Annotated in this window: 31 protein-coding genes; 13 read left to right on the top strand and 18 right to left on the bottom strand. The window is 27.6% G+C overall.

The features are described 5' to 3' along the window. Positions 1-5: 5 nt before the first annotated feature. The gene (locus tag ACYQ1U_RS02160) at positions 6-332 is read right to left on the bottom strand and encodes a hypothetical protein (protein WP_459883763.1); all 327 of its coding nucleotides are present in this window, start codon (positions 330-332) and stop codon (positions 6-8) included. A gap of 488 nt (positions 333-820) precedes the next feature. Here ACYQ1U_RS02160 and ACYQ1U_RS02155 point away from each other — a divergent pair, with 488 nt between their 5' ends. Together ACYQ1U_RS02155 and ACYQ1U_RS02150 are read left to right on the top strand one after the other, a co-directional pair. Next, a complete protein-coding gene (locus ACYQ1U_RS02155) occupies positions 821-1,036 on the top strand; it encodes a helix-turn-helix domain-containing protein (RefSeq protein ID WP_459883761.1) in 216 nt (71 codons plus the stop codon). After that, the gene (locus ACYQ1U_RS02150; protein WP_459883759.1) at positions 1,029-1,262 is read left to right on the top strand and encodes a hypothetical protein; all 234 of its coding nucleotides are present in this window, start codon (positions 1,029-1,031) and stop codon (positions 1,260-1,262) included. Before ACYQ1U_RS02155 ends, ACYQ1U_RS02150 begins: the two co-directional genes overlap by 8 nt. Before the next feature lie 207 nt (positions 1,263-1,469). Here ACYQ1U_RS02150 and ACYQ1U_RS02145 read toward each other — a convergent pair whose 3' ends face one another. From ACYQ1U_RS02145 to ACYQ1U_RS02125, 5 genes are all read right to left on the bottom strand, one after another. Continuing rightward, complete coding sequence (locus tag ACYQ1U_RS02145; RefSeq protein WP_459883757.1) at positions 1,470-1,817, bottom strand: hypothetical protein; 348 nt, start codon at positions 1,815-1,817, stop codon at positions 1,470-1,472. Positions 1,818-1,827: 10 nt separating this feature from the next. After that, positions 1,828-2,028 (bottom strand): helix-turn-helix transcriptional regulator, encoded by a 201-nt coding sequence (locus ACYQ1U_RS02140; RefSeq protein ID WP_459883755.1) that lies wholly within the window; start codon positions 2,026-2,028, stop codon positions 1,828-1,830. A 272-nt stretch (positions 2,029-2,300) separates the two neighbouring features. Then, entirely contained in the window at positions 2,301-2,822 is a 522-nt protein-coding gene (locus ACYQ1U_RS02135; RefSeq protein ID WP_459883753.1) for a hypothetical protein, read from the bottom strand. Between the two features lie 227 nt (positions 2,823-3,049). Further along, entirely contained in the window at positions 3,050-3,178 is a 129-nt protein-coding gene (locus ACYQ1U_RS02130; protein ID WP_459883751.1) for a hypothetical protein, read from the bottom strand. A 60-nt stretch (positions 3,179-3,238) separates the two neighbouring features. Continuing rightward, the gene (locus ACYQ1U_RS02125) at positions 3,239-4,288 is read right to left on the bottom strand and encodes a Fic family protein (RefSeq protein WP_459883749.1); all 1,050 of its coding nucleotides are present in this window, start codon (positions 4,286-4,288) and stop codon (positions 3,239-3,241) included. Between the two features lie 271 nt (positions 4,289-4,559). Between ACYQ1U_RS02125 and ACYQ1U_RS02120 the strand changes: the two genes are divergently transcribed. After that, positions 4,560-4,751 (top strand): hypothetical protein, encoded by a 192-nt coding sequence (locus ACYQ1U_RS02120; RefSeq protein WP_459883747.1) that lies wholly within the window; start codon positions 4,560-4,562, stop codon positions 4,749-4,751. Here the strand turns inward: ACYQ1U_RS02120 and ACYQ1U_RS02115 are convergent. The 6 genes from ACYQ1U_RS02115 to ACYQ1U_RS02090 all read right to left on the bottom strand — a co-directional run bounded on the left by ACYQ1U_RS02115 (position 4,737) and on the right by ACYQ1U_RS02090 (position 8,186). Then, positions 4,737-4,862 (bottom strand): hypothetical protein, encoded by a 126-nt coding sequence (locus tag ACYQ1U_RS02115; protein WP_459883745.1) that lies wholly within the window; start codon positions 4,860-4,862, stop codon positions 4,737-4,739. The genes ACYQ1U_RS02120 and ACYQ1U_RS02115 overlap by 15 nt on opposite strands. A gap of 413 nt (positions 4,863-5,275) precedes the next feature. Continuing rightward, positions 5,276-5,836 (bottom strand): hypothetical protein, encoded by a 561-nt coding sequence (locus ACYQ1U_RS02110; RefSeq protein WP_459883743.1) that lies wholly within the window; start codon positions 5,834-5,836, stop codon positions 5,276-5,278. 104 nt (positions 5,837-5,940) lie between these two features. Further along, on the bottom strand, positions 5,941-6,321 hold the full coding sequence (locus ACYQ1U_RS02105) for a type II toxin-antitoxin system VapC family toxin (RefSeq protein ID WP_459883741.1): 381 nt from the start codon (positions 6,319-6,321) through the stop codon (positions 5,941-5,943). After that, entirely contained in the window at positions 6,308-6,553 is a 246-nt protein-coding gene (locus tag ACYQ1U_RS02100; RefSeq protein ID WP_459883739.1) for a hypothetical protein, read from the bottom strand. The genes ACYQ1U_RS02105 and ACYQ1U_RS02100 overlap by 14 nt, the downstream gene beginning before the upstream one ends. Before the next feature lie 412 nt (positions 6,554-6,965). Beyond that, on the bottom strand, positions 6,966-7,439 hold the full coding sequence (locus tag ACYQ1U_RS02095; RefSeq protein WP_459883737.1) for a tyrosine-type recombinase/integrase: 474 nt from the start codon (positions 7,437-7,439) through the stop codon (positions 6,966-6,968). Between the two features lie 42 nt (positions 7,440-7,481). After that, positions 7,482-8,186, bottom strand: a complete 705-nt coding sequence (locus ACYQ1U_RS02090) for a tyrosine-type recombinase/integrase (protein ID WP_459883735.1) — start codon at positions 8,184-8,186, stop codon at positions 7,482-7,484. A 474-nt stretch (positions 8,187-8,660) separates the two neighbouring features. Between ACYQ1U_RS02090 and ACYQ1U_RS02085 the strand changes: the two genes are divergently transcribed. The 3 genes from ACYQ1U_RS02085 (at position 8,661) to ACYQ1U_RS02075 (ending at position 10,301) form a co-directional block, all read left to right on the top strand. Continuing rightward, entirely contained in the window at positions 8,661-9,125 is a 465-nt protein-coding gene (locus tag ACYQ1U_RS02085) for a DUF1998 domain-containing protein (RefSeq protein ID WP_459883733.1), read from the top strand. A 220-nt stretch (positions 9,126-9,345) separates the two neighbouring features. Then, positions 9,346-9,552, top strand: coding sequence for a hypothetical protein (locus ACYQ1U_RS02080; protein WP_459883732.1), 207 nt, complete (start codon positions 9,346-9,348; stop codon positions 9,550-9,552). Between the two features lie 14 nt (positions 9,553-9,566). Further along, positions 9,567-10,301 (top strand): Fic family protein, encoded by a 735-nt coding sequence (locus tag ACYQ1U_RS02075; protein ID WP_459883729.1) that lies wholly within the window; start codon positions 9,567-9,569, stop codon positions 10,299-10,301. Positions 10,302-10,338: 37 nt separating this feature from the next. On the opposite strand, the gene ACYQ1U_RS02070 is transcribed toward ACYQ1U_RS02075, so the two are convergent. The 3 genes from ACYQ1U_RS02070 to lolA are packed head-to-tail and all read right to left on the bottom strand — an operon-like array spanning position 10,339 to position 12,614. Further along, complete coding sequence (locus ACYQ1U_RS02070) at positions 10,339-10,938, bottom strand: GGDEF domain-containing protein (protein WP_459883726.1); 600 nt, start codon at positions 10,936-10,938, stop codon at positions 10,339-10,341. Beyond that, positions 10,938-12,074 carry an FIST N-terminal domain-containing protein gene (locus tag ACYQ1U_RS02065; RefSeq protein ID WP_459883724.1) on the bottom strand — a complete coding sequence of 379 codons (1,137 nt, stop codon included), beginning with the start codon at positions 12,072-12,074 and terminating at the stop codon, positions 10,938-10,940. The genes ACYQ1U_RS02070 and ACYQ1U_RS02065 overlap by 1 nt, the downstream gene beginning before the upstream one ends. A gap of 42 nt (positions 12,075-12,116) precedes the next feature. Next, on the bottom strand, positions 12,117-12,614 hold the full coding sequence (gene lolA / locus ACYQ1U_RS02060) for a LolA-like outer membrane lipoprotein chaperone (protein WP_459883722.1): 498 nt from the start codon (positions 12,612-12,614) through the stop codon (positions 12,117-12,119). 63 nt (positions 12,615-12,677) lie between these two features. Here lolA and secA point away from each other — a divergent pair, with 63 nt between their 5' ends. The 7 genes from secA to ACYQ1U_RS02025 are packed head-to-tail and all read left to right on the top strand — an operon-like array spanning position 12,678 to position 20,602. Continuing rightward, entirely contained in the window at positions 12,678-15,323 is a 2,646-nt protein-coding gene (gene secA / locus ACYQ1U_RS02055) for a preprotein translocase subunit SecA (RefSeq protein ID WP_459883719.1), read from the top strand. A gap of 35 nt (positions 15,324-15,358) precedes the next feature. Next, the gene (locus ACYQ1U_RS02050) at positions 15,359-16,555 is read left to right on the top strand and encodes an FtsX-like permease family protein (RefSeq protein WP_459883716.1); all 1,197 of its coding nucleotides are present in this window, start codon (positions 15,359-15,361) and stop codon (positions 16,553-16,555) included. Positions 16,556-16,587: 32 nt separating this feature from the next. Continuing rightward, positions 16,588-17,454: a 4-hydroxy-tetrahydrodipicolinate synthase gene (gene dapA / locus ACYQ1U_RS02045; RefSeq protein ID WP_459883713.1), complete on the top strand. Its 867-nt coding sequence runs from the start codon at positions 16,588-16,590 to the stop codon at positions 17,452-17,454. Between the two features lie 28 nt (positions 17,455-17,482). Further along, complete coding sequence (locus ACYQ1U_RS02040; RefSeq protein WP_459883710.1) at positions 17,483-18,256, top strand: enoyl-ACP reductase; 774 nt, start codon at positions 17,483-17,485, stop codon at positions 18,254-18,256. 21 nt (positions 18,257-18,277) lie between these two features. Next, positions 18,278-18,874: a CDP-diacylglycerol--glycerol-3-phosphate 3-phosphatidyltransferase gene (gene pgsA, locus ACYQ1U_RS02035; RefSeq protein ID WP_459883708.1), complete on the top strand. Its 597-nt coding sequence runs from the start codon at positions 18,278-18,280 to the stop codon at positions 18,872-18,874. Further along, positions 18,871-19,914, top strand: a complete 1,044-nt coding sequence (gene rseP / locus ACYQ1U_RS02030; RefSeq protein WP_459883706.1) for an RIP metalloprotease RseP — start codon at positions 18,871-18,873, stop codon at positions 19,912-19,914. Before pgsA ends, rseP begins: the two co-directional genes overlap by 4 nt. 28 nt (positions 19,915-19,942) lie before the next feature. After that, positions 19,943-20,602 carry a YggS family pyridoxal phosphate-dependent enzyme gene (locus ACYQ1U_RS02025; protein WP_459883703.1) on the top strand — a complete coding sequence of 220 codons (660 nt, stop codon included), beginning with the start codon at positions 19,943-19,945 and terminating at the stop codon, positions 20,600-20,602. Positions 20,603-20,684: 82 nt separating this feature from the next. Here ACYQ1U_RS02025 and ACYQ1U_RS02020 read toward each other — a convergent pair whose 3' ends face one another. From ACYQ1U_RS02020 to cysS, 3 genes are read right to left on the bottom strand one after another with little or no spacing between them, the layout of a single operon-like run. Further along, positions 20,685-21,911, bottom strand: coding sequence for a M16 family metallopeptidase (locus ACYQ1U_RS02020; RefSeq protein WP_459883700.1), 1,227 nt, complete (start codon positions 21,909-21,911; stop codon positions 20,685-20,687). Then, a complete protein-coding gene (pyrD, locus tag ACYQ1U_RS02015) occupies positions 21,901-23,016 on the bottom strand; it encodes a dihydroorotate dehydrogenase (quinone) (RefSeq protein WP_459886367.1) in 1,116 nt (371 codons plus the stop codon). Before pyrD ends, ACYQ1U_RS02020 begins: the two co-directional genes overlap by 11 nt. Positions 23,017-23,030: 14 nt before the next feature. Continuing rightward, on the bottom strand, positions 23,031-24,425 hold the full coding sequence (gene cysS / locus ACYQ1U_RS02010; protein ID WP_459883697.1) for a cysteine--tRNA ligase: 1,395 nt from the start codon (positions 24,423-24,425) through the stop codon (positions 23,031-23,033).

Raw genomic sequence — 24,425 nt, 5'->3', positions numbered from 1 at the left:
AGCCTTTAAAAAGAAGTAGCTTTATTTATAAATTCGATATATTTGTAGACATCTTCTTTTTTTATGCTATCTTTTAACACTTTCTCATTACTTGCTGGGTCAAAAAAGTATCTTGAATAGATACCGCCTAAGTGATTATAATCCTCTCTTATTGCATATGTGAGCTTATTTAAATCATAACCACTAAATAGATGGTATTTATCGCTAATTTTTGCATACTCGTCTTTTATTGAGATTAAAAAAAGGATATGTAAGGCTTCTATAAAATACCAGTCATATTTGAATAAGGTATATTCAAGGTCAAACTCTTTTAAGTAAATAGTTACGCTCATTTCATCAAATTTAATAATTTCAACTTCTGTATTACTGACACATCTTCAAAAGTTAAGTTATGGTCTTTTAGAAGTGATGTTATTCTGAAATCTTTTTTTAAGTTCTCTAATAGGTTCATTTTTGAGCCTTTAAAAGAGAGTAACTTGCTTGTATAAGTTCATTAGCTCTTGGTGCAATATCTTCAAGTAACTTATCAACCAATACCTGCATTGCTAAATATTCCCTCTTTGCAATAGTCCCATCTTTAAATAAACCACAACTTAAACTTTACAATAGCATACCAATACCCTCAATGTCTCTTACAATGTATTCGCTATCTAAAATTATGCTTTTTGTGTTTTTCATTGTTTTGCTCCTTATATTTCTATAAAATAGAATTTTATAAATCTAATTATAGAATAAATAGAATTATAAAGTCAATTTAAAAATTTCATTTTATAGAATTTTTTTGATAAAATTTTCTATATTTTATATTAAAGGTTACCAGATGAATTATGATGAATTCAAACAAATGCTTAAAAAATGCAACCTGACTATTAAAGAATTTGCTAATATTTGTGGTCTTCACAATACTACTATTTCCACAACTTGGAAGTCCAAAAATGAAGTTCCAAAATGGGTTGAAACTTGGCTTAATAACTACATAAAAGCTAAGACGCTTGATGATGTAAAAGATGTAATTTGTAAGGGTAATAATGAATGAATTAGAGATTTTGAAACTAAAATATTCAATAATTAAAGATAAAGTAATTTTATGGTCTGCTGGGTTAAGTGGTAGTTTTTTTGCATTTTTTAAAATCGATAACAAAATAGCCGATATTATTTTAATAATAGCTTTTTCATTTTCTTTATATGGCTTCTTGTTTAATTTGCATAAAGTTGGTAAAATCCAAAAAGAATTAGAGGAATTAAAGGATAACAATGGATAAAATACTTTTGATAATTTTTGTTTTTTTAGTGGGATTGTATGTAGCCGATATGATTTTTCATCTTGGTATCTTTGATAAACTTGAAAAACTACTTGAAAAATAGCTTTATTTGCTCCTAAAACGCCTATTATTAAACTATTTTCTTTTTTAGCTATATTTACCCTTTTGAGATTGAAAAAGCTTTATAGCCCTTTAAAATGAATATTTTCATTTTCTCCCTTTTCTTTTTAGTGGCTCTTTTAAATATGCTTCGATAATTAATTTTAGCTCTTTTAGCTTTTGTATGCTTTGAGGATTTCTAACCAATTCATATAAATCACATCTTAAACCATCAATTCTCACATTCATAATATTTTCATAGCCGATAAACTTTCTAATATGAGCTATTGCATTAGTTATCTTGGAAACTCCGCAATTATTATTAACTTGATTAACCATCTCACCATTAAGCAACTTGTCTATCAAACATAACACTTCACGACTTTTTAAATACTTCCAATCAAGTGGAGTTTCTGGACATTTCGCTTTTGGTAAATATCTTTTAATGATTTTCATTTTCCCATCCTTAAAAGTTTTGAGCTTTTTGACTTCTTTTTTTAAAATACTCTTCAATCTCCCAAACATTCCATAAGGTTACTTTACTACTCACCTTTAAAGGCTTTGGAAACTCTGGGTCTTCATTTAAGTATTTGTATAGTGTTGCTCTACCAATACTAAACATTTCCGCAATTTCATTCGCTCTTTTGTATAAAGGCTCTTTTACCATTGATTAGCTCCTTTGTGTTTTTTAAAATATTAGCCCAAAAATTAAACTACCCTCAATTTTGTTTATTATTATTGACATTTTTAGCTTTATCTAAATTCAATAAGTTAATACAAAATGAGAATAGCCTAACTTAAACAACTTTATACAATGGAATTATGATTTTTTTAAAAAAAAAGTAATAAACATAAGAAACTATGCTTATGAATTTCATAAGAAATGGGTCTTATGAAATAAAGAAAAATAACCTATAAGAGATAAGAGAAAAAGTTATTTTATTGATTTAGAATTTTAGTTTTTTCCTGTAGGTCTTTTTGTAGAATTTTAATAACTTTGAATATATTACTAATCATTTTTTTAATACGATAAAAGTAAGTCCCAGATATATAGCTTATATCTATTTGTGGGTAGTTTTCAATATAATAATTGTTTAATAAATTTTTAATATTATGTTCTTTGATGTTTAAATATTTAGCATCAAATAAAAATATAATATCTGATAATTTGTCCTCTAATTCAAGTCTATCTTTTCTATATTTTGTAATATTTTTTAAAATATCATAAATACATTGCATTAAAATATCTTTTTCTCCCTTAACTTTTTTTTTCGCTATCCTAATTAATGCTAATAATTCTCTTTCATCTGCATCCAAATCAATATTAAGAAAAATATCTGAATTATGAGACTTGTTAAATATTAATTTTCTATAAAACTTTCTTAAAAACTCTGTTATATAACAATGTGCTGAATTATTAAAAAATCTTTTTTCAACCTCAATTTCGATTATATCTTCCATAACAAACTTTTCATCTTGTTTTATAAGCTGTAAATAATTCTGATAAGATGATTTATATGTTTCATTTATAATAAATTCTTTAATTTTTGTTTTTTCATTTTCATCTGTTATACACTCTCCATTTACTATATAATTAGAGGTTGTAGTATTTTCAATAAGGTTATTTATTTGAAGTTCCTTAACAATATTATCAAGTATCCTATCTACTCTATTTCTTATAAAAAATTTTATAATAAATATTTTTCATATATATCTTTGCATTTTTTTAGTTCATTAAATAAATTTAAGTATATTTCACTATCTCTTTTTAAAGTGTTTTTAATTTCATCTGAAATATAAGTATAATTATCTTCCATTTTCTTCCCCATTATTTTTAATTTATTTTTATAAAATATATAAAATTATTGAATACTGCTTTATGTCTCTTTTAAAAGGCTGTAAAAGTCTGTATTAATGTAATATTTGAATTTGCCTTTTTTATGCTCTTGGAGTATCCCAATAGCTAATAACTGCTTCAAATACTTTGACGCTGTTTGTCTTGTAATATTTAGTTTCTTTTCCAAAAATTCAATCTTTGTATATGGATTAATAAAAAGTAGTTCAATAAGCTCTTTTGAATAGATTTTTGGTAATTGCTGTTTTATGATTTGTTTTTGTTTATTCATTAAAGTATTTATTTTTTTTATAGTTTCTATTGTATCAATAGCTGTTTTTTCAACTGCATTAAGCATAAATAAGATATAATCTTCCCAATACTTATCTTGATGTAAATTAGCTAAATACTTGTAATACTCTTCTTTATTTTTGATAATAAAATCACTAATATACAAAATAGGCAAGTTTAAAAGCTCTTTATATACTAAATAAAGCACATTAAGAATACGCCCAGTTCTCCCATTACCATCATAAAATGGATGTATAGCTTCAAATTGATAATGAATAATCGCCATTTTCACTAAATAGTCATAATCTTCTAAACTATCATCATTGATATATTTTTCTAAATTGATAAGGTATCGCATTATCTCATCATAATTTTGAGGCGGGGTATAGATAACTTTACCTTTTGAGTTTTTAAGCTGTGTTCCTGTTTGTTTTCTAATCCCTGCATTATTATTAACTATTACGCTTTGAATTTCGATTAAATGTTTTATTAAGAGTAAGTTATTTTCTTTTAAAAGTTCATAGCCTTTAAAAAGTGCTTGTTTATATCTTTGCACCTCTTTTGTTTCTCTTGAAACTTCAAAATCAATTTCCGCTTTGTATAACTCATCATTTGTAGTAATAATATTTTCTATTTCGCTACTTGACTTTGCTTCTTTTAAAATTAAAGAGTTTATTAATACTAATTGATTTGGTATTATATTTGCAACGCCATTAAGAAGTGATAATGCACGATTAGCTGAAATACACTTTTTTAATACTCTTTTAGTTTCAATATCTTTTCTTAAAGGTAATAACTTCATACATATCCTTATGTTAAAAAGTTTTAGCAATTTTAACATAAAATAGAATATAAGTTAAATAATATACAAAAAGTTAACTTAAGCTCTAATCCCTCACAACTTTATAAAATAGAAACTTTTATAATCTTGTTGACTTTTGTTTCCTTTTAAAAAGAATTTTAAGCATACCCCCACCCCCCTAAAATTAGTTTTTGTTTTTTCGTGGTTGAGCGGTCGATGTTCCTTTTAAAAGTTAAAAATTTTGATATAGCCCCTATGGTATAATAAAAATATGAAAGATTTATTTACAGCTTTTAAAATGGTAAGGTTTTTTATAGCACTTGTTGTTTCGTTAGTTGCATGGGTGATTTTAAATATTATACTTGCTCTTTTTATAAAAAACGATATTGTTATCTTAACAATCTCAACTTCTTTAATTTTAATCACTCTTTTTCTTTACACAAAAGAATTAATTAAAGAATAACATATTCCACTCAAAGCAGTTATCAAAAACTCCTTTTTTGACTAATTTGCTTATGTATTGTCTGCTAATTTTAAGTTCTTTTGCTAACTGATTTTGTGACACCAATTCCATTTTGCTCCTTTTGTCAACCTGTCAACTAATATGTCAACCAGTTGACATATTAGTTGACATAGTTTACATTGCTTAAAAGGCCCGATATATCAATGATTTAATATAATTTTGTCAACTAAATTTGTCAACCACTTTTTTTCAGAATTTGTGTGTGTAAAAGCTGGGGTTGGCGACCACCGCACACGATTTTCACCCTGTAAGGACCCAGAAGGTAAAATAATCACAAAACATTCTTTGAAGTTTACACAATGATTTTTACTAAAAGTGCTTATATCTTTCTATTTATGGGAGTTTTAAAGGTAAGTTTCAAAAATGATTATTGAAATATGTAAACCTAAAAAAATCTTATTGTGTGTGCAAATTTTGCGGTCGCGAGTGTCCGCAGGAAAAGGTTAGTTTACACAGGACCCATATTATTTATAAAATTGCTTCAATGCTTTTTGTGGGAATAATACCTCATATATTCCAGATATTATATAAAAACAATAAAATAAAGCTATATACCATAACCCACTACTATAAAATATTATTGCTCCAAACAAACCAACTACTAATGAAATCAAACCATATTTTTTCATTGACTTTATATCTTTTGGCTTATGTCTATCATTCCACTCTTTTATTGGCTTTATTATAGGTTGCAATTTATTATTAATTGCAATTAATTTAAATTTAGACTTTTTTAAAAAAAAAGTAAGTTTATTTTTAATTCTTTCTTTTCTTTTGCTTAAAATCTGATATATAATCAATAAAATAAATATCGATGATAAAATTGTTGAAATTTCAAATAAATGTGATGTTAAAAAAATAAAACTACTTTTTATAAAATCAAATATCAAATCTTTTAAATAAATAAAAAAATCATATATTTTGATAAAAATAAACACAATTCCAGCTAATAAAAATATTCCCACATAAAACATTACAATACCCATAAAATAAGCTAATATCAAATTTATAATAAAATCTATCATTTAAAACCTTTAATAAATTTCATTGTAACTACAAATACCAAGTAAAAATTTTGATTATCAATCACTATAAAATCAATAATTATTCAATATTTCATATAAAAATGTTATTTTAAACACTTCTTAATATCTTTATCAAAACTTTTAACTTCCAGTGTCAATATGTTAGCTCTTGCACACAATAAACAATCAATAAAATCGATATTATATTTTTTCAAAAGCTCTAACGCTGTAATAATTATCTCTTTTTCATCATTAATAATATTTTTCATACTCATAATTTTTATTAATATATTAGCTGTCTCTTCTTTTGAATAATCATAAAACTTATGCAATACAAAAAAGCACTCCATTATAATACCCTCGCTTATATACGCTTTTATTTCTCTTTTTGCTATTTTTTCAAATAACTCTTTTGCTTCTTGGTATTGTTTATCTGGTGTTTTAGTAAAAAGCCTAATAATATAATTTGCATCAATTAATATCATATTTAGCCTTTAAAGAAGATGTATAAATTTTCTCAAAATCTTCTTTTGAATACTCTTTATCCACTTTTTTATCAAATTGCATAAGTTCATCAAGTAAATCTAAATCATTATCCTTTATAGGTTCAATAATAGCTATTCTTTTTTTACTCTTTTTATCAATTACAATTATAGGCTCTTTTATGTTTTTGATTATAGAAATATTCTTTTGAAGTTCTCCAATTGATATAGTCATACTTAAACCTTTTTTATATAAATTATAACACAAAATATATAAATTAAGCCTTTAAATAAGGATTTTTTTATTACAAAAGTGATTTTCTCCACTTTTTCTCCATTTTTTCTCCATTTTTTCTCCATTTTTTCTCCATTTTTTAAAAATGGTCATCTATGTCAAGAAAACATCGATACTACCATAATTTTGAGCCATTTTTTAAGTTATTTTTTCTCCAATTTTTTTGAGAGTAAAAGTTTAAAAAATATAGGAAATATAGGACTTTTTAGACTTTTTTCTCCATTTTCGCACTTTTTTTCATAAAAAAAAATTTTTTTTATCTCTAAAAATTAACATTAAGTTAATGTTTTAGTAATTGACAATAAAATTATTTTTTTTCGTTTAATTTCTATTTAAAGGCTAAAAAAGAAAATTAAGAAGTTAAAAAGTTTTCCCACTTAATTAGTAGTTCTCTTCTCTCTTCAAGTAAATCATCTCTCATATATGCTTCTACGACTTTATTGCCTAATGAGTGATTAAGTTGAAGTTCTATCGTGTCATTATCTGCTAATTTTAGTTTTCTTGCAATGCTTCTAAATGAGCTACGCCATCCGTGCGGTGTATGATTTGTAATATTTAGCCTTTTGTAATAGGCTTTTAATCTATTGCTAAAACTATCATCTTTTATTGGCTTATTAATAAAAACATATTCTGATGAATGATTAACTTTTTTGAAGAATTGAAGAATTTTAATTAAGGTATCTGTAAGCGGTAAACGATACTCTTGTTTATTACCTTTGTAGGTATTTACTGGGTAAATAATGATTTTTTTATCCCAGCTAATATAATCCCACTTTAAATGATATAACCCCACATTTCTTAACGCTGTCAGTGTCTGAAACTGCATAATATAACGACCTGCTTCATACTCGTAAGATGATATTTTTTTTTATAATTCTTTTACCTCATTTTCATCAATAACTGCTTTCATTTTGTTTTTCTGCTCTTTTGGTAGTATCTGGCTTGGGTCTATCCCATAAGCTGGATTAAACTCTATATAACCTGAATTTAAAGCATAATCTAAACAATTTTTAACATATCCAAACACTTCCTTAGCTGTTGCTGTTTTATTTGTAGCTCTTGTTGCATTTGGTAGCTTTATTTTTGGTATCTTTTTTATTAACTCTATTAAATCATATCTTGTAACCTCATCAATCTTTTTATAACCCATAAAAGGTATTGCATACTTTTCAAAAGCTCTTAAATAGTTTCTTTTAAACCTGTTTTCTGATACTTTATCTCTTTGAAGTTCTAAAAACTCATAAGCAACTATTTTAAAAGTTTTCTTTTCCTGCTCTCTTTTAATGGCTTCTTCTTTTTCTCTTTTATAATATCTTGGGTCAATACCTTTTGCTAATAACTCCCTGTATTCTCTTGCTATTTCTCTGGCTGTTTTTAAGCTAATATCTGGGTAGTTACCGATTTTAATATTAGTGTCTTTTTGAGTTCCAATCTTTTTATACCTAAACTCCCAAATAACAAATTTTGATTTTTTAACTAATCTCAATCCTTTAACCATTCCATCACTTAATTTCTTTTTATCACTTTTTAAAAATGAATTAATAGCACTTTGTGTTAAATTTACATTCGCCATATTAATCTCCTTTAAAAAATGGTGCGGTAAAAAAACCGACCCCACTACCGACCTCACTTTTTTTATAGCTACTATGATACAACAATATACACATATAGACTATAAAACATTGAATTTATGGTAACATTTCAAGGTGAGTGATACAGACATAAACACATATAAACAATAAATCGACGCACCCCCGCCGCACCATTTAAAACTTTTAAACTACTTTATCCTCAGACACTTTAGTCTTAAACATCCCATAACTTCGATATTTTGTTAAACATTAAACATTAAAATTCCCTTAAAATCTATGTTGTTATATTTAAAAACTTGTCCTCAATTTTGCCTCAAAATCACAGATTCAATTATTATACCAATTGACAATGGAAAATGGACAATGGAAAATGGACAATGGAAAATGGACAATGGAAAATGATGAAAAGTATTGAAATAATAGCAGTTTTAAACATTTTTAAAGTAACTAACTAATTGAAAATTGGTATTATCATTCCTAAAAGAGAAATACAAGATGGGTTAGTTGCCACAGCTCTTGCAAATGCACTGAAACTAAGTGGAGCTGAGGAATTGGGAATAGATGAAAGAGAAATCAATACATTAGTTCAAGTAGAAAAAGAAAATTGTTATATTCTAATATATGATAATCAATCAGGAGGTGTAGGTTATGTGTATGATTTAGCAAAAAATAGATGTAATAATTGGATAGGAAAAACAAAACAAAGATTATATATTGATGAAGAACATGATAAAAACTGTATAAATGGTTGTATAAAATGTATATTAACAATGGAAACAAATAAGCTTTTACCAAGAAAAAGAACTTTAGATTATCTTAATAAAAAAATTGAAATAAAAGAAAAAAAGTTTAAAAAAATTGTAAAAGAAGAAATTTCTGATGAAGACCGATTTAAAAAATTTCTTAAAAGACGGAATTAACCTGACATTTCGCACTCATTTTTTTTTAATCCGAATTTATAGGAGTTCTTGAAAATTTAAATATTGGATTAGTTAATGCTTTTATTTTTCATTGCATTATCTTTTTATAAAAGAGTTTATTTTAGTGAGACTCATTAAAAAATAATTTTTTTAGTGAGAAATGTCTGATATATTAAAAATGAGATATAATTATAAAAGCTACAAAAAATTAAGGAAACAAATGCATATCCCACCATTTGAGATAACTCCTGCTATTGTTAATTTAATAAGCGAAATATCGGAAAAAATTGGTGCTTTAAGCATTAAAAAAGATTTAAGACTTAGAAAAATATCTAAAATCAAAACTCTTGTAGGCACATTAAAAATAGAAGGTATTGAAGCTGATGAAAAAAAATTACAGCACTTCTTGAAGGTAAAAGAGTATTAGCTACTCAAAGGGAGTTGGCTGAAATTAAAGGTGCTATTGCATTATATGAAAATATTGATAAATTCGATTATAGAAATGAAAAGGACTTATTAAAAGCGCATAAGATTTTAATGCAAGATATTATTAAAGAAGCAGGCGTTTATAGGACTAAAAATGTTGGTGTGGGTAATGAAAAAGAGATTACTCATATAGCCCCGCCTGCAAGTAATGTTCCTAAATTAATGAGTGATTTATTTGAGTGGTTAAAGAATACTGAATTACATCCTTTAATTGTTAGCAGTGTGTTTCATTATGAGTTAGAGTTTATTCATCCGTTTGTAGATGGTAATGGTAGGATTGGCAGATTTTGGCAAACATTAATACTATATAATTGGAAAGAACTATTTGAATATTTGCCTATTGAATCATTAATCTATGAAAATCAAGATGATTATTATAAAGCTATAGAAAATTCAACTTCTATTGGCAATTCAACTCCATTTATTGAATTTATGCTTAAAATTATACTTGATACCCTAAACACCCCACAAGTTATGCCACAAGTTACCCCACAAGATGAAAGAGAAAGAAAGATTATTGAATTTTGCCAAATTCCAAGAAGTAGAAAAGAAATTAGCGAATATATCGGTATTAAAGATAGAAAATATTTAAAACAAATATTAGATAGAATGATTGAAAGAAATCTTATTCAAATGACTTTGCCTGATAAGCCTACTTCTCCTAATCAAAAATATGTAGTTAAATTTTAGCTAACTCAGACCATTTTTCATATATCTGACAAGTTTTTCAGTTTTGATTGGTATTAGTGCTATTTGCTTTAGATTTTTTTGTTTTTTTATCTTGATACATTCTCATATCAGCAATTTCAATTAATTTTTCTATATTGTCTGACTCATCAGAATTTGCTATTCCATAAGCAATTGAAATATTATATTTAGCAAAACTATTTTCTATTTTTTCTTCAAGTTTTTTTAGTGTTTTTTCTATATTTATATTTTTGTCTAATTCAATTATTACAATAAACTCATCTCCTCCATACCTAACTACTATATCATATTTTCTAAAAGACTGTTTTAAAATATTTGCTACTTTCTTTAATACTCTATCTCCTTCTTCATGTCCATAATTGTCATTTATGTTTTTAAAATTGTTCAAATCAAAGAATATTAGAACAAATTTAGAACCTGTTCTTTTTGTTTTTTCGGATAGTTTATTAAGAGCCTCAAATAAAAATTCTCTATTATATAAACCAGTTAGTTTATCTTTAATAGCTTTTTGAAAAGTTTCTTTAATAATTTCATCTTTTTGTGATATGAAATAATCATATTGTTTTGTAACTTCTTCTAATATATTTTGCAAAAGCCGAATTTTAATATCTTCTCTCATTACTTTTCCTTCATAATTACAGCTATTGAGGATTCATTACAAAATTTTAATTTTTTATATTTCATACAAGATGCAACTTCTCCAAAGGTAGAAAATCCAAATAAATGAGTATTAAATGTTTTTGAATATATTTCTATTTCATCTTGTTGGTGGTCTTCTAAAACATATTGTCTTGCTACACACGAAAATAAAAAACTAAACTCAGGATTTTTAAGTCTGTTTATCATTGATTTGGCAACTCTCTTGTTTTCTGCTAACAAATCTTTGTATGTAGAAAAAGAAAGTTTAAAATATTCTCCTTCATTTAAATTGGCAAAAAATTCTACGTAATCTTTTTTTATATCTTTAATAGTTCTTATTGCTGATATATCGCTATTATTTTCATTTAGTACATATATTGGTACATACCACAGATATCTTATATCCGGATTATCTATACCTTTTAAAAGGTTTGAAAAAATATAAGAAGCACTTTTGTCATCATCAACTGTATATAATTTATTATCTTTTGCTTTTGTAATTTTATATGTGATTCCATATGGTTTGAATCCTAATGAAACTCCTATTTCTGCTTTAACATTTTCAAAACTTACAATAGCTACTCCCTCTTTTAAAACAGCATCATTAACAAAAAAACAGCATCTTAATTCTCTATTGATTTTGTATCCACTTGCAACGCCTCCAGCTATATTGTTAATTGGAGAGTAATTTAATTTTTCAGAAATGTTATTAATAAAATTTGTATTATAAATATTTTTGTAAGCTGCAAATATTAAATGGAAATCATCTTTATTATTATTTAAATAGTCTGCTACTTTTTGAATATTTGATTTGTCTAAACTATCTATAAAGAAAGTTTTAATATTTCCTTTTCTCTCAAATTTAATAGCATATACTCCTACCCCCCCCCTTATAATGTTATTATCGATAAAGTAATTAATAGTATTGAAAGCTATAAAATTTGATGTATTGAAAATTTCATAAATAGTCCTATTTATATTGTCTGAATTAAAAGAAGAATGAATAGAAAAAATTAAAAAATCATATTTTCCAAATTTGTTATCAATTTGTTTTTTTATATCTTTTAAGCAACATAAAAAGTTACTTTTTTTTGAAAAGAATGAACATGTATTCATTGTTATATTCTCCAATATTTTTTATTTTTGATAAAGAAAAAATTACTGATAAATAATATCTATATCTTGAGGATAGTTAATTTTAAATATTTCCTTGGGAGTTTTTTTGTTTTGTTCAAAAAAATTTATTTCAACTTTGTTTCCTATATCGTCAGTATAATAAAGTTTTTTTAGAGTTTTATCATAAATAAAATAAATTTTTTTATTGTCTATTTGTGAAATATATAGATTATTTTTTATTTTTTTTGAGTTTTTTAATATATCTTCAAGAGTCAATTTTTTTCTTTTTGTAATAGTTACTTGCAATAAGTCTGGTTCATATATATATACTTTGTCTTCAATCCAAATTATTTTTTGAGTTGGATAATTATATTTCCAGACAATATTTCCTTTTTTGTAAAACACTTGACCTTTGTAGGTAAGATTTTGGTCATTAGACTTTATTGTTTGAATGAATTTAGCACTAAATTCATTTGGCAGTTCAATTCCATATAATAGTTTCATAAAAAAAATTATCAATAATAATTTTCCATTTTTCATTCTAAATTCTCCATTTCCTTAAGATATGTTATTATAACAAAAAAGTTTTTAAAGGCCTGATAGATGGTAAAAAGTATAATTAGAAAAATTTTTGGAACAAAAAATGACAGAGAATTAAAAAAATATTTTGCCAGAGTAAAAGAGATAAATGCATTAGAGAGTAAGTATGAAAAGAAGAGTAATGAGGAATTAAAAGAAGAGTTTAATAAAATAAAATCAAAAATTTTAGAAGAGATAAAAAACGGAGCAGAAGAGGGAGTAACTTTAAATAAATACTTAAATGATGTATTTGCATTGACTAGGGAAGCAAGTAAAAGAGTTCTTGGCATGAGACACTATGATGTTCAGCTGGTTGGTGGTATGGTATTGCATGAAGGTAAAATTGCTGAAATGAAGACAGGTGAGGGGAAAACGCTTGTAGCAACTCTTCCAGTTATATTAAATGCAATTCTTGGAAAAGGTGTTCATGTAGTAACAGTGAATGATTATTTAGCAAGTAGAGATGCGAATGAAATGGGAAAACTTTATGAGTTTTTTGGTTTTACAACCGGTGTAGTTGTTAGTGGAATGGAAGATTATGAAAGAAAAAAAGCATACCAATGTGATATAACTTATGGAACAAACTCTGAGTTTGGTTTTGACTATCTCAGAGATAATATGGTATTTGATATTAATGATAAAGTCCAAAGAGGTCATTACTTTGCTATAGTGGACGAAGTTGACAGTATTTTGATTGATGAAGCAAGAACTCCTCTTATTATTTCAGGTCCTGCAAATAAAAGAGTTGAGGATTATATAAGGGCTGATAAGGTGGCAAAAGCTCTTGAAGTTAATAAACATTTTAAAGTTGATGAAAAAGATAAAGTTGTTTTACTAACTGAAGAGGGTATAAAAAAAGCAGAAGAATTATTTGGAGTAGATAATCTTTATACGCCAGAAAGTGCAATACTTGCTCATCACCTTGACCAAGCTCTAAAAGCCAACTATCTTTTCAAAGAAGGAAGAGATTATATCGTAAGAAAAGGTGAGGTTTTAATTGTAGATGAATTTACTGGAAGAATTGCTGAGGGTAGAAGATTTAGTGAAGGTCTTCATCAGGCACTTGAAGCAAAAGAAGGTGTGGAAATTCAAGAAGAATCACAAACATTTGCAGAAATTACTTACCAAAACTATTTTAGGCTTTATGAAAAACTAGCTGGTATGACAGGAACTGCTCAAACTGAGGCAACTGAATTTTTAGAAATATACAGGCTTGAAGTAATTTCTATTCCAACAAATAAACCTGTTGCAAGAAAAGACTTAAATGATATAGTATATAAAACTGAAGAAGAAAAATTTGAGGCAGTAGTTAAGAAAATAAAAGAATTACACAAAAAAGGACAGCCTGTTTTAGTTGGAACTACAAGTGTTGCTAAGAGTGAATATTTAAGTAAACTATTAAAAAAAGAAAAAATCCCTCATACAGTACTAAATGCAAAACATCACGAAAAAGAAGCAGAAATTATTGCTCAAGCTGGTAGAAAAGGAGCAGTTACAGTTGCTACAAATATGGCAGGTCGTGGGGTTGATATCAAAATTGATGACGAAGTGAGAGCTCTTGGAGGGCTTTATATTATAGGGACTGAAAGGCATGAGAGTAGAAGAATTGATAATCAGTTAAGAGGTCGTTCTGGTCGTCAGGGTGACCCTGGGGTATCTCAATTTTACTTATCGCTTGAAGATGATCTTCTAAGAATTTTTGGAAGTGATAGAATAAAAAATATTATGGACAGACTTGGAATTGAAAGAGGGGAGCATATTGATAGTAAGATAGTAACTCGTGCTATAGAAAATGCTCAGAAAAAAGTTGAAACAATGCATTTTGAAGCAAGAAAACATATTTTAAAATATGATGATGTAGCTAATGAGCAAAGAAAAGTAATTTATAAATTTAGGGATCAATTACTTGATCCTTCTTTTGATGTAGAATCAAAAATTGATGAAATGAGAGAAGAGTTTGTTGAATATATACTAAACTTAAGTGAAGTATACGAGCATACTCCAAAAGAAGAAATTGATAAAGAAAAGCTAAAAGCACACTTGAAAGAATACACAGGTATTGATTTTAGCGATGAAGAGTTAGATAAAGAGTATGAAGAACTTAAAAGTTATTTAGTTGCTAAATTAAAAGAGAAATTTGAAGAGAAATTTAAAGATGCTGCAGATGGAGAAAAAAATAGGATTTTAAGGCAAGTTATTCTTCAAGTTTTAGATGAAAGTTGGAGAGACCATTTATATATGATGGATATCCTCAAAACTGGAATAGGTCTTAGAGGATATAATCAAAAAGACCCACTAGTTGAATATAAAAAAGAGAGCTTTAATCTATTTGAAGAACTTATTCAAAGAGTAAAAGTTGAAAGTATGAAAATACTTCAAAATCTTCAAATTGAATATCAAATGCCAGAAATAGACCCGGATATTGAAGAATTTATGAACTCTTTGAAGGGTAAAAATATTGATGAAATACTTGCGAATATTCCTGAAATTCCTGAAGAGTTTGAAAAGAAAAGTGCTGATGAAATAATGAAAGAACTAGAAGCTCAAACTGAAATGCTAAAAAAAGAGTTTGAAGCGAAACAAAGAAAAAAAGCTAAAAGAAATGAACCATGTCCATGTGGCAGTGGGAAAAAATACAAAGATTGTTGTGGAAGAAGCCCGAAATTTTAAGTGAAAAGTGAGAAGTAAAAAATGGGAAGTGAGAAGTGAAAAGTGAAAAATTTATTAAATTCATAGTTAAAAGATATTTGAGGTTTGATAAAAAACATCCTTTTATTTATATTAGTTTCCTGCTTGCTTTTCTTGGTATTATGACCGGAGTTGCCACTCTTATGATAGCAATGGGTATAATGAATGGTATGGATAAAGAATTTGAGAGAAAACTTAAAGTTATGAACTATCCTATTACTGTCTATTCTTCATTGGCAAAAGTCGATGAATATACTTTAAAAATCCTAAAAAAACACTTTCCAGATTTTAAATATTCTCCATATATAGAGACAAGTGCAATATTACAAAAAAATGGTTTAAATGGAGTGTTGTTATATGGAGTTGATTTTAATAAAGAAAAAGAAATTAATTTTGTTTTCAAAGACGCTATAAAAAATCTAAAATATCCGGGGCTTTTTGATGTGATAATTGGAAAGAGACTATTTGAAGATAGTGGTATATATAAAGGTGAAAAAGTTATTATGTTTTTTTCAAAAGTAACTCCTCTTGGATTTGGAGTAACTCCAATGATGAAAAAAGTAAAAGTTGTTAGTTTTTTTAATAGTGGACTTGTAGCATATGATAAAGGAATTGCATATATGAATATAGATGGACTTAAGAGAATGCTTCATCAAAAATATTATAGCGGTATTCATATATACACTCCAAATCCGTTTGAAGATATTAAAAAAATAAAATCAGTTTTACCAGCTGGTATTGGTGTAATAGGGTGGTGGGAGCAAAATGGAAACTTTTTTGCTGCTTTAAAAATGGAGAAAAGAGCTTTATTTTTAGTTTTGATGCTTATAATTATTGTAGCATCACTTAATATAATAAGCTCTCTTCTTATGATGATAATGAGTAAAAGAAAAGAAATAGCTCTTATGATAAGTTTAGGTGCAAGTGAAAAAGAAATAAAGGCGATTTTCTTAAGACTTGGTATGGTTGTTGGAACTAGTGGGATTGTAAGTGGAGCTGTTTTAGGAGGTCTTGGAATATGGGCGTTAAAGACATTTGATATTATTAAACTTCCAGCTGATGTATATGGAGTTAGCAAACTGCCAGTTGATTTGAGTTTAATTGATTTTTCTTTAATAATAATTGGAGCTTTTATCATAATATTGATTTCATCTATATATCCTGCGATAAAAGCTTCAAAAACAGATGTACTTGAAACACTTAGATATGAATAAACTTTGATATAATTCGTAAAAAAAGGAAAAATATGCAAGGTGCAATGACCGCTTTGATTACTCCGTTTAAAAATGGTAAAGTAGATGAAGAGACCTATGCAAAACTAATTCAAAGACAAATTGATAATGGGATTGATTGGGTAGTACCTGTTGGTACTACAGGAGAGAGTGCTACTTTAACTCATGAGGAGCATAAAAAATGCATTGAAATAGCTGTAGAAGTTTGCAAAGGTACTAATACAAAAGTATTAGCTGGTGCTGGAAGTAATTCTACACATGAAGCTATTGATCTTGCAAAATTTGCTGAGGACAAGGGAGCTGATGCTATTCTTAGCGTTTCGCCATATTATAATAAACCTACTCAAAAAGGATTATACGAACACTACAAAGCTTTAGCAAATTCTATTGAAATTCCGGTAGTTTTATATAATGTACCAGGTAGGACATGTAGTAATATAGAAGTAGATACAGCTATTAGACTTTTTAATGATGTAGAAAATATTGTCGCAATAAAAGAAGCTACTGGAAAAATAGAAAATGTAGTGGCAATGCTTTCAAAAAGCAAGATAAGTGTTATTAGTGGAGATGATGCGATTAATTATCCAATTTTAGCAACTGGTGGGAAGGGAGTAATTTCTGTTACATCAAATTTACTCCCAAATAAAATTGCAGAACTTGTTCATAAAGCATTAGAGGGAGATTTTGAAAAGTCAAGAGAAATAAATGAAGAATTGTATGACATAAATAAAGTATTGTTTATTGAAAGTAATCCAATTCCTATAAAATATGCAATGTATGAGGCTGGTTTACTTCCTACTTTAGAATATAGACTGCCATTAGTAGAACCAAGTATAGAGAATAAAAAAAGAATAAAAGAAATTTTAAAAAGATACGTTTAGAGTAAAAATATTATGTTAAGGAGATGTATTGAAAAATAAAACATTAGTTATAAGTGGTGCAACAAGAGGGATTGGTAAAGCTATTGCTGAAAGGTTTGCAAAAGAGGGTGTAAATATTGCATTTACATACAACTCAAATAAAGAACTAGCTGAAAACTTGGCAAAAGAGTGGAGTGAAAAATATAATATTAAAGCAAAAGCTTATAAATTAAATATACTTGAGCCTGAAACTTATAAAGATTTATTCAAACAAATTGATGAAGATTTTGAGAGGATAGATTTTTTTGTATCAAATGCCATTATTAGTGGTCGTGCTGTAGTTGGCGGATTTGGTCCTTTTATGAGACTAAAACCTAAAGGAATTTGTAATATTTTTACTGCAACGGTAAATGCATTTGTAGTAGGAGCTCAAGAAGCTGCAAAAAGAATGGAGAAAGTAGGTGGAGGGGTTATTATTTCACTTAGTTCTACTGGAAACTTAGTTTATACTCCAAATTATGCAGGGCACGGAGCAAGTAAGGCAGCTGTTGAGACAATGGTAAAATATGCTGCAGCTGAGCTTGGAGAAAAAAATATTAGAGTTAATGCAGTAAGTGGAGGACCTATCGATACTGATGCATTGCGTGCATTTCCAAATTATGAAGAAGTAAAAGCTGAAGTTGAAAAAAGAAGTCCACTTAATAGAATGGGATTACCTCAGGACTTAGCAGGAATTATATACTTTTTATGCACAGAAGAAGCTAGTTGGATAACTGGTCAAACATTTATAGTAGATGGAGGAACTACATTTGGAGGTAAATAATTTGAGAGTGGAGAATTAATAATGGAAAACTTTATAACAGAAGATGCTATTAAACTAAACAAATATTCAAAATGGAAAAAAAGACTTAAAAATATTCCAAATATATTAGCTTTTATAAGAATAATGTTGGCTTTTTTAATGTTTTTATTTTTAGTAAATAGAGATATATTCTCTAATATACACTCTTCCTGGCTTGATTATTTTGCAGCGTTAATTTTTGTGATAGCAAGTATTACTGATTTTTTTGATGGGTATATTGCTAGAAATTTTAATGCGATATCTAAACTTGGAGAAGTTCTTGATCCTCTTGCTGATAAAATGCTAACCCTTGGAGCTTTTTTAGGGCTTTTATATCTTCATAGAGCAGAACCTTGGGCTGTTTATTTAATACTTGTTAGAGAGTTTTTTATAACAGGAATTCGTGTAGCAATGGCTCAGCAAGGACTTAGTGTAAAAGCGTCTTTTGCAGGTAAAGTAAAAACAGTTTTTCAAATGATAGCAATTGGTTTTTTATTAATGGATTGGCCATTTGGCAATTTTCTGCTTTGGATTGCAGTGTTTTTAACTATTTATAGCGGAGTAGATTATATAAAAGCTTATATTAGGGCTCAACAATGATTACAGCAATACTCATACTTTCGTTTTTAATTTTCTTTCATGAACTTGGACATTTTTTAATGGCAAGGCTTGTTGGGGTAAGAGTGGAAGTTTTTTCAATTGGATTTGGAAAAAAGATTTTTTGCAAGAAATTTGGATATACTGACTGGTGTATTAGTGCCATTCCACTTGGTGGATATGTTCAAATGAAAGGTCAAGATGATTCAAATCCTACACTTAGATCAAACGACCCTGATTCATACACTGCTAAAACTCCATGGCAAAGAATTCTTATACTTCTTGGTGGTCCTGGATTTAATTTTTTACTTGCTTTTTTAATATATCTTTTTTTAGCAATAAATGGATGGACTAAACTTGCTCCAGTTGTTGGAAAAACTCTTCCTGATACTCCAGCTGCTAAAGTTTTAAAGCCTGGTGATAAAATTATTAAAATAAATAATATGGAAATCAAAACCTGGGATGAGATACCAAAAATAATTCAAAATAGTGACATATTATATTTAACAGTAAAACGTGAGAGTAAGATTATTATGTTAACTTTAAAACCAAAAATAGAAATAACAAAAAACATATTTAACGAAAACATAAAAAGAAAAATTATAGGAATAGTACCAAGCGGTAAGCTAATAAAAGTTAGATATTCTTTACTTGAAGCAATTAGTGTAGCGTGGGAAAAATTTATAAATGATGCAAGTATGATAATAAAAGGTGTCCAAAAACTAATAACAGGTGCAATTGGACTAAATACGCTAAGTGGTCCGATAGGAATAGTTGATGTTACTGCAAAAGTAGCAGACCTTGGAATTCAGCCACTTTTACTTTTAACAGCCTTACTTAGTGTAAACTTAGGAGTTTTAAATCTTTTACCAATTCCTGCTCTTGATGGCGGACATATTATTTTTAATCTTTATGAAGCTATTTTCAAAAGAGAAGTTAGTGAAGAAATTATGGTAAAATTAACAATAATTGGATGGATATTGCTTGGTAGTCTTATGCTTATTGGTATTTATAATGATTTAATGAGACTAACAGGAAAATAAAAAGAGGCAACTAAGTTAAGGAGAAATAATGAAGATTGATGAATTAATTCAAAAAGTAGAAGAAGCAAGACTTAGAAGAAGTGAACATCTAATAGTTCAAATTGTAGCAGTTACAAAATATACTGATGATGCAAATGTTTTAAAAAAATTATATGAAAGTGGACAAAGAGCTTTTGGAGAGAATAGAGTCCAAGATATGGAAAAAAAAGTAAAAGATTTAGAAGAGTTACCAATTGAGTGGCATTTTATTGGTAATCTTCAAAAAAATAAAATTAATAAACTTTTAAAACTTAATCCTTTTATGATTCAATCAATAAATTCTTTCGAATTAGCTGAAGCTATAAATAAAAGAGCCACAAAACCTATAAGATGTTTAATTGAAATCAATTCTTCAGGTGAAAGTACAAAACATGGAATGAATCCTGAGGAAGCAGTTGAAACTTATCTTAAAATCAAAGAAAATTTACCAAATATAAACCTTCAAGGTGTAATGACTATTGGAGCTCATACTGATGAAATTCAGGAAATTAGAAAAAGCTTTAGACTCACATATAATATTTTTGAAAAATTAAAGCCATATGGTGCTAAAATTTGTTCAATGGGAATGAGTAGTGATTTTGAAATTGCAATAGAAGAGGGGAGTAACATGATTAGAATAGGGAGTGCTTTAATAAACTCATACCTATAAACTTTTACTTTTCTTTTTTGTTAATAGTAAAAATGGTTTAACTTGGAATAAAGAAAAAAGAGTGTATATGGTTTTAGACTTATTAGTCTTTTTTAAGTAAAATTGTTACTGATTTGTCAAAATAATCTTTAATACGTTCAATATCAGAAACACTTAGTGATTTGATTCTCTCTTCATATTCAATTAAAGGAGTGATATCGCCTTTTGCAAAATAATCACCATATATATTACTAACCCCGCTGCTACTTTCAAGTTGAGTAAGAAAATCGAACTTTGTTTGGTTTTTGACTTTCTCAAGACTCTTTTTAGTTACTTTTGTATTAATTAAAATATTTTTTATCTCTTTAATAACTTTTTTTGCATCAATACCTGGATTGACTATAGCAAGGGCTAAGAACACTCCAGGGTCTTTTAATTCCATATTATATGCATATACTTCACTAACAAGTCCCTTTTTATTTATTAGTTTTTCTCTTAGTACCCCACTTTTTCCTCCACTAAGGATTTCTGAATAAGCACTAAGAGCAATTTGATCTTCATGAGTAAAGTCTGGAATATGATAAGTAATTGCAACCATATCAACTTGAGTTTCTCTTTTTATTTCTATAAATTTTTCTCCATCAAGTGGAGGTTCTTTTTGATGAATTTCTGGAATTCTTTTTTTGTTTTTTATATGAGAAAAATATTTTTCAGCCTCATTAAATACAGTTTCAGGCTCAATATCTCCAGCAACTAAAAGAAAAGCATTTTCTGGTTGATAGTAAGTTTTATGAAATTCTCTAATATCTTCAATACTCCAATTTAATATGTCTTCTTTGAACCCAATAGGTGTCCAATGATATGGATGATAAATATATGTGTTGTTAAAAAGTCTAAAATATAAATATCCTATAGGGTTATTATCAACTCTCCAAAGTCTTTCTTCATATACTACTTTTCTCTCTCTTTGAAACTCTTCATCATTTAAATTTAAATTTTCCATAACTTCACTAAACAATTCAAAAGTTTTAGATAAATAAGTGCTTGAAGTTTTTATATAGTAGTGAGTATAATCAAATCCAGTGGATGCATTGTCAACACCACCTAGGCTTTTTACAATTTTATCAAACTCACCTTCTTTTAAATTTTTAGTAGATTTAAAATTCATATGTTCAAGCATATGAGCTATACCTGTTTTACCAAGAGTTTCATTTCTACTTCCAACTTTATAGAAAATATTACTTGTAATTACATTACTTCCTTTATTCATAGGAATTGCAATAACTTCAAGATTATTTTTTAGTTTATGAGTGTAAAATTTATGAAGCATTATTTTCCTTTAAAATAAGTTTTTTAGGTATGTCTACTCCAACAGCTTCACTTATATGGGAATACCCATCTTCTTTTAAAAGTTTAATTAAACCTTCATTTATTTCTTTAACAATTCCCGGTCCTTTGTAGATTATGGCTGTATAAATTTGAAGTAAACTAGCTCCTGCCTTAATACGTTTATAAGCTTCCTCTGCAGAGTCAATTCCTCCAACACTAATAATTGGAACTTTACCAAATACTTCATTTGCTACAAGCCTTAAAACTTCATAGCTTCTTTTAGCTAATGGTTTTCCTGAAATTCCTCCTTTTTTTATAGGAGTCTGAATTAAATCATAATTAACTGTTGTATTGGTCACTATTATACCATCCGCTCCATTTAAAACAGATAAATTTGCTAAATTTATAATCATTTCATCTTCCATATCAGGTGAGAATTTGATTAAAATAGGTTTGTGAGTTTCAGATTTTAACTTTTTAAATAAATTTGAAATAAACTCTGCATTTAAAAGGTCTCTCAGTCCTGGTGTGTTTGGAGAAGATATATTAACTACAAAGAAATCCACCACTGCATTTAATTCTTTTACTAAAGTCTTATAATCCTCAATTGCATTTTCTTCGGGAGTTGTTTTATTTTTTCCTATATTTGCACCAATTGGTAATATAAAAGGATATGTTTTTTTTAGTCTACTTTTAATAACTTGAACTCCATCATTATTAAATCCATAAGCATTTTGGACTGCTTGATGTTCAATATGCCTCCAAGCCCTTGGTTTAGGATTTCCAGGTTGTGGCTTTGGAGTTACAGCACCAATTTCTCCCCATCCAAATCCAAGTGCAGGCCATCCGTAAACCATTGTGGCATTTTTATCAAACCCTGCTGCAACACCAACAGGGTTTTTAAATTCCAAATTCCATATTTTTTGAGTGAGCATAGGATCATCTATAAAATTTTTTTTAATTAATGGATTAAAAAAAAGAGGGCATCTTTTAGCCGTTCTAAAAATCAGATCAACCATATTATGAGCAGATTCAGGATCAGTTTTGTAAATTAAGGGCTTTATAATATCAAAAAGCTTTTTATTTTTTAATTCTCCATTTTCCATTTTCCATTCTCCAATTAAATTTTCTCCCAAACAGTTCCATTTGGAGTATCTTGAATTACAACTCCCATTGTTTTCAATTCATCTCTTATTTTATCAGCAAGAGAAAAATCTTTTTCTTTTTTAGCAGCGCTTCTTTTTTGAATTAACTCTTCAATTTTTCTTTTAGTCTCTTCATCAATTCCCGATTGAAAATATTCAAATGCATCACTTCCACCAACTCCAAGAAGTTTATCAATAAATTCAATATTACTAACTATTTTTTGCTTTAATACTTTATCTTTTGGATTTTTGTCTAAATTTTCATTTGCCTCTCTTACAAATTCATCTATTGCTGCTAAAGCTTTTGAGATATTTAAGTCATCTTTCATAGCTTCAAGAAGCTTATTTTCAAACTCTTTGTCTTTTTGTTTTTTTGTAACTCCATAAATTCTTTTTTTTAGGCGATAAAGTTTATCAAGTCTTTTTTTACTTGCAATTAAATCTTCTTCAGAAAAATTTAGAGGAGCTCTATAATGAGTAGACATTAAATAAAATCTTAATACTTCTCCAGAGTAATATTTAAGAGCATCTTTTACAAAAAAACTATTTCCTAAAGATTTACTCATTTTTTCACCATTGATTTGAACGAATCCATTGTGCATCCAGTATTTTGCTAGATGTCCTCCATATGCACAGTGACTTTGGGCTTCTTCATTTTCGTGGTGAGGAAAGAATAAATCAGCTCCACCTCCATGAATATCAATTTCATATTCTCCATCATATGCTATATGTTTTTTAATCATAGCAGAACATTCTATATGCCAACCAGGTCTACCTTTTCCAAAAGGAGAATCAAAACATACATCTCCTTCACCTTTGCACGCTTTCCAAAGTGCAAAATCGGCTGGATTTCTTTTGCCGTGAGTCTCAACCCTGTGTACTACCTCATCATCTTGACATTTGTTTGATAGCTTACAGTACTCTTCGTCTTTGCTAACATCAAAATATATATCTCCGTTTTCAAGTTTATATGCATACCCTTTATCAAGTAATTTTTGTATAATATCAAACATAGCATCTAAACTTTCAGTAGCCTTTGGCTCAATATCAGCTCTTTTTACATTAAGAGCTTCCATATCTCTTAAATATGAATCAATATAATACTCTGTAATTTCTTTTAAACTCTTACCAGTAGAGTTCATTTTATTAATTATCTTATCATCAATATCTGTAAAATTTTTAACAAATATAACCTTATATCCAATTACTTCTAATGTACGTCTAAGTAAATCAAAACTAATTGAGCTTCTTGCATGTCCTAAATGTGCATCGTCATATACAGTTGGGCCACATACATAAATTCTAACTTCATCATTTTTAATTGGTTTAAATTCAACCTTTTCTCTTTTATGAGAATCATAAATTACCAT

The sequence above is a fragment of the Caminibacter profundus genome, assembly GCF_054657155.1.
The sequence above is the reverse complement of the archived record's forward strand: the minus strand, read 5'-3'. Positions and strand labels throughout refer to the sequence as shown.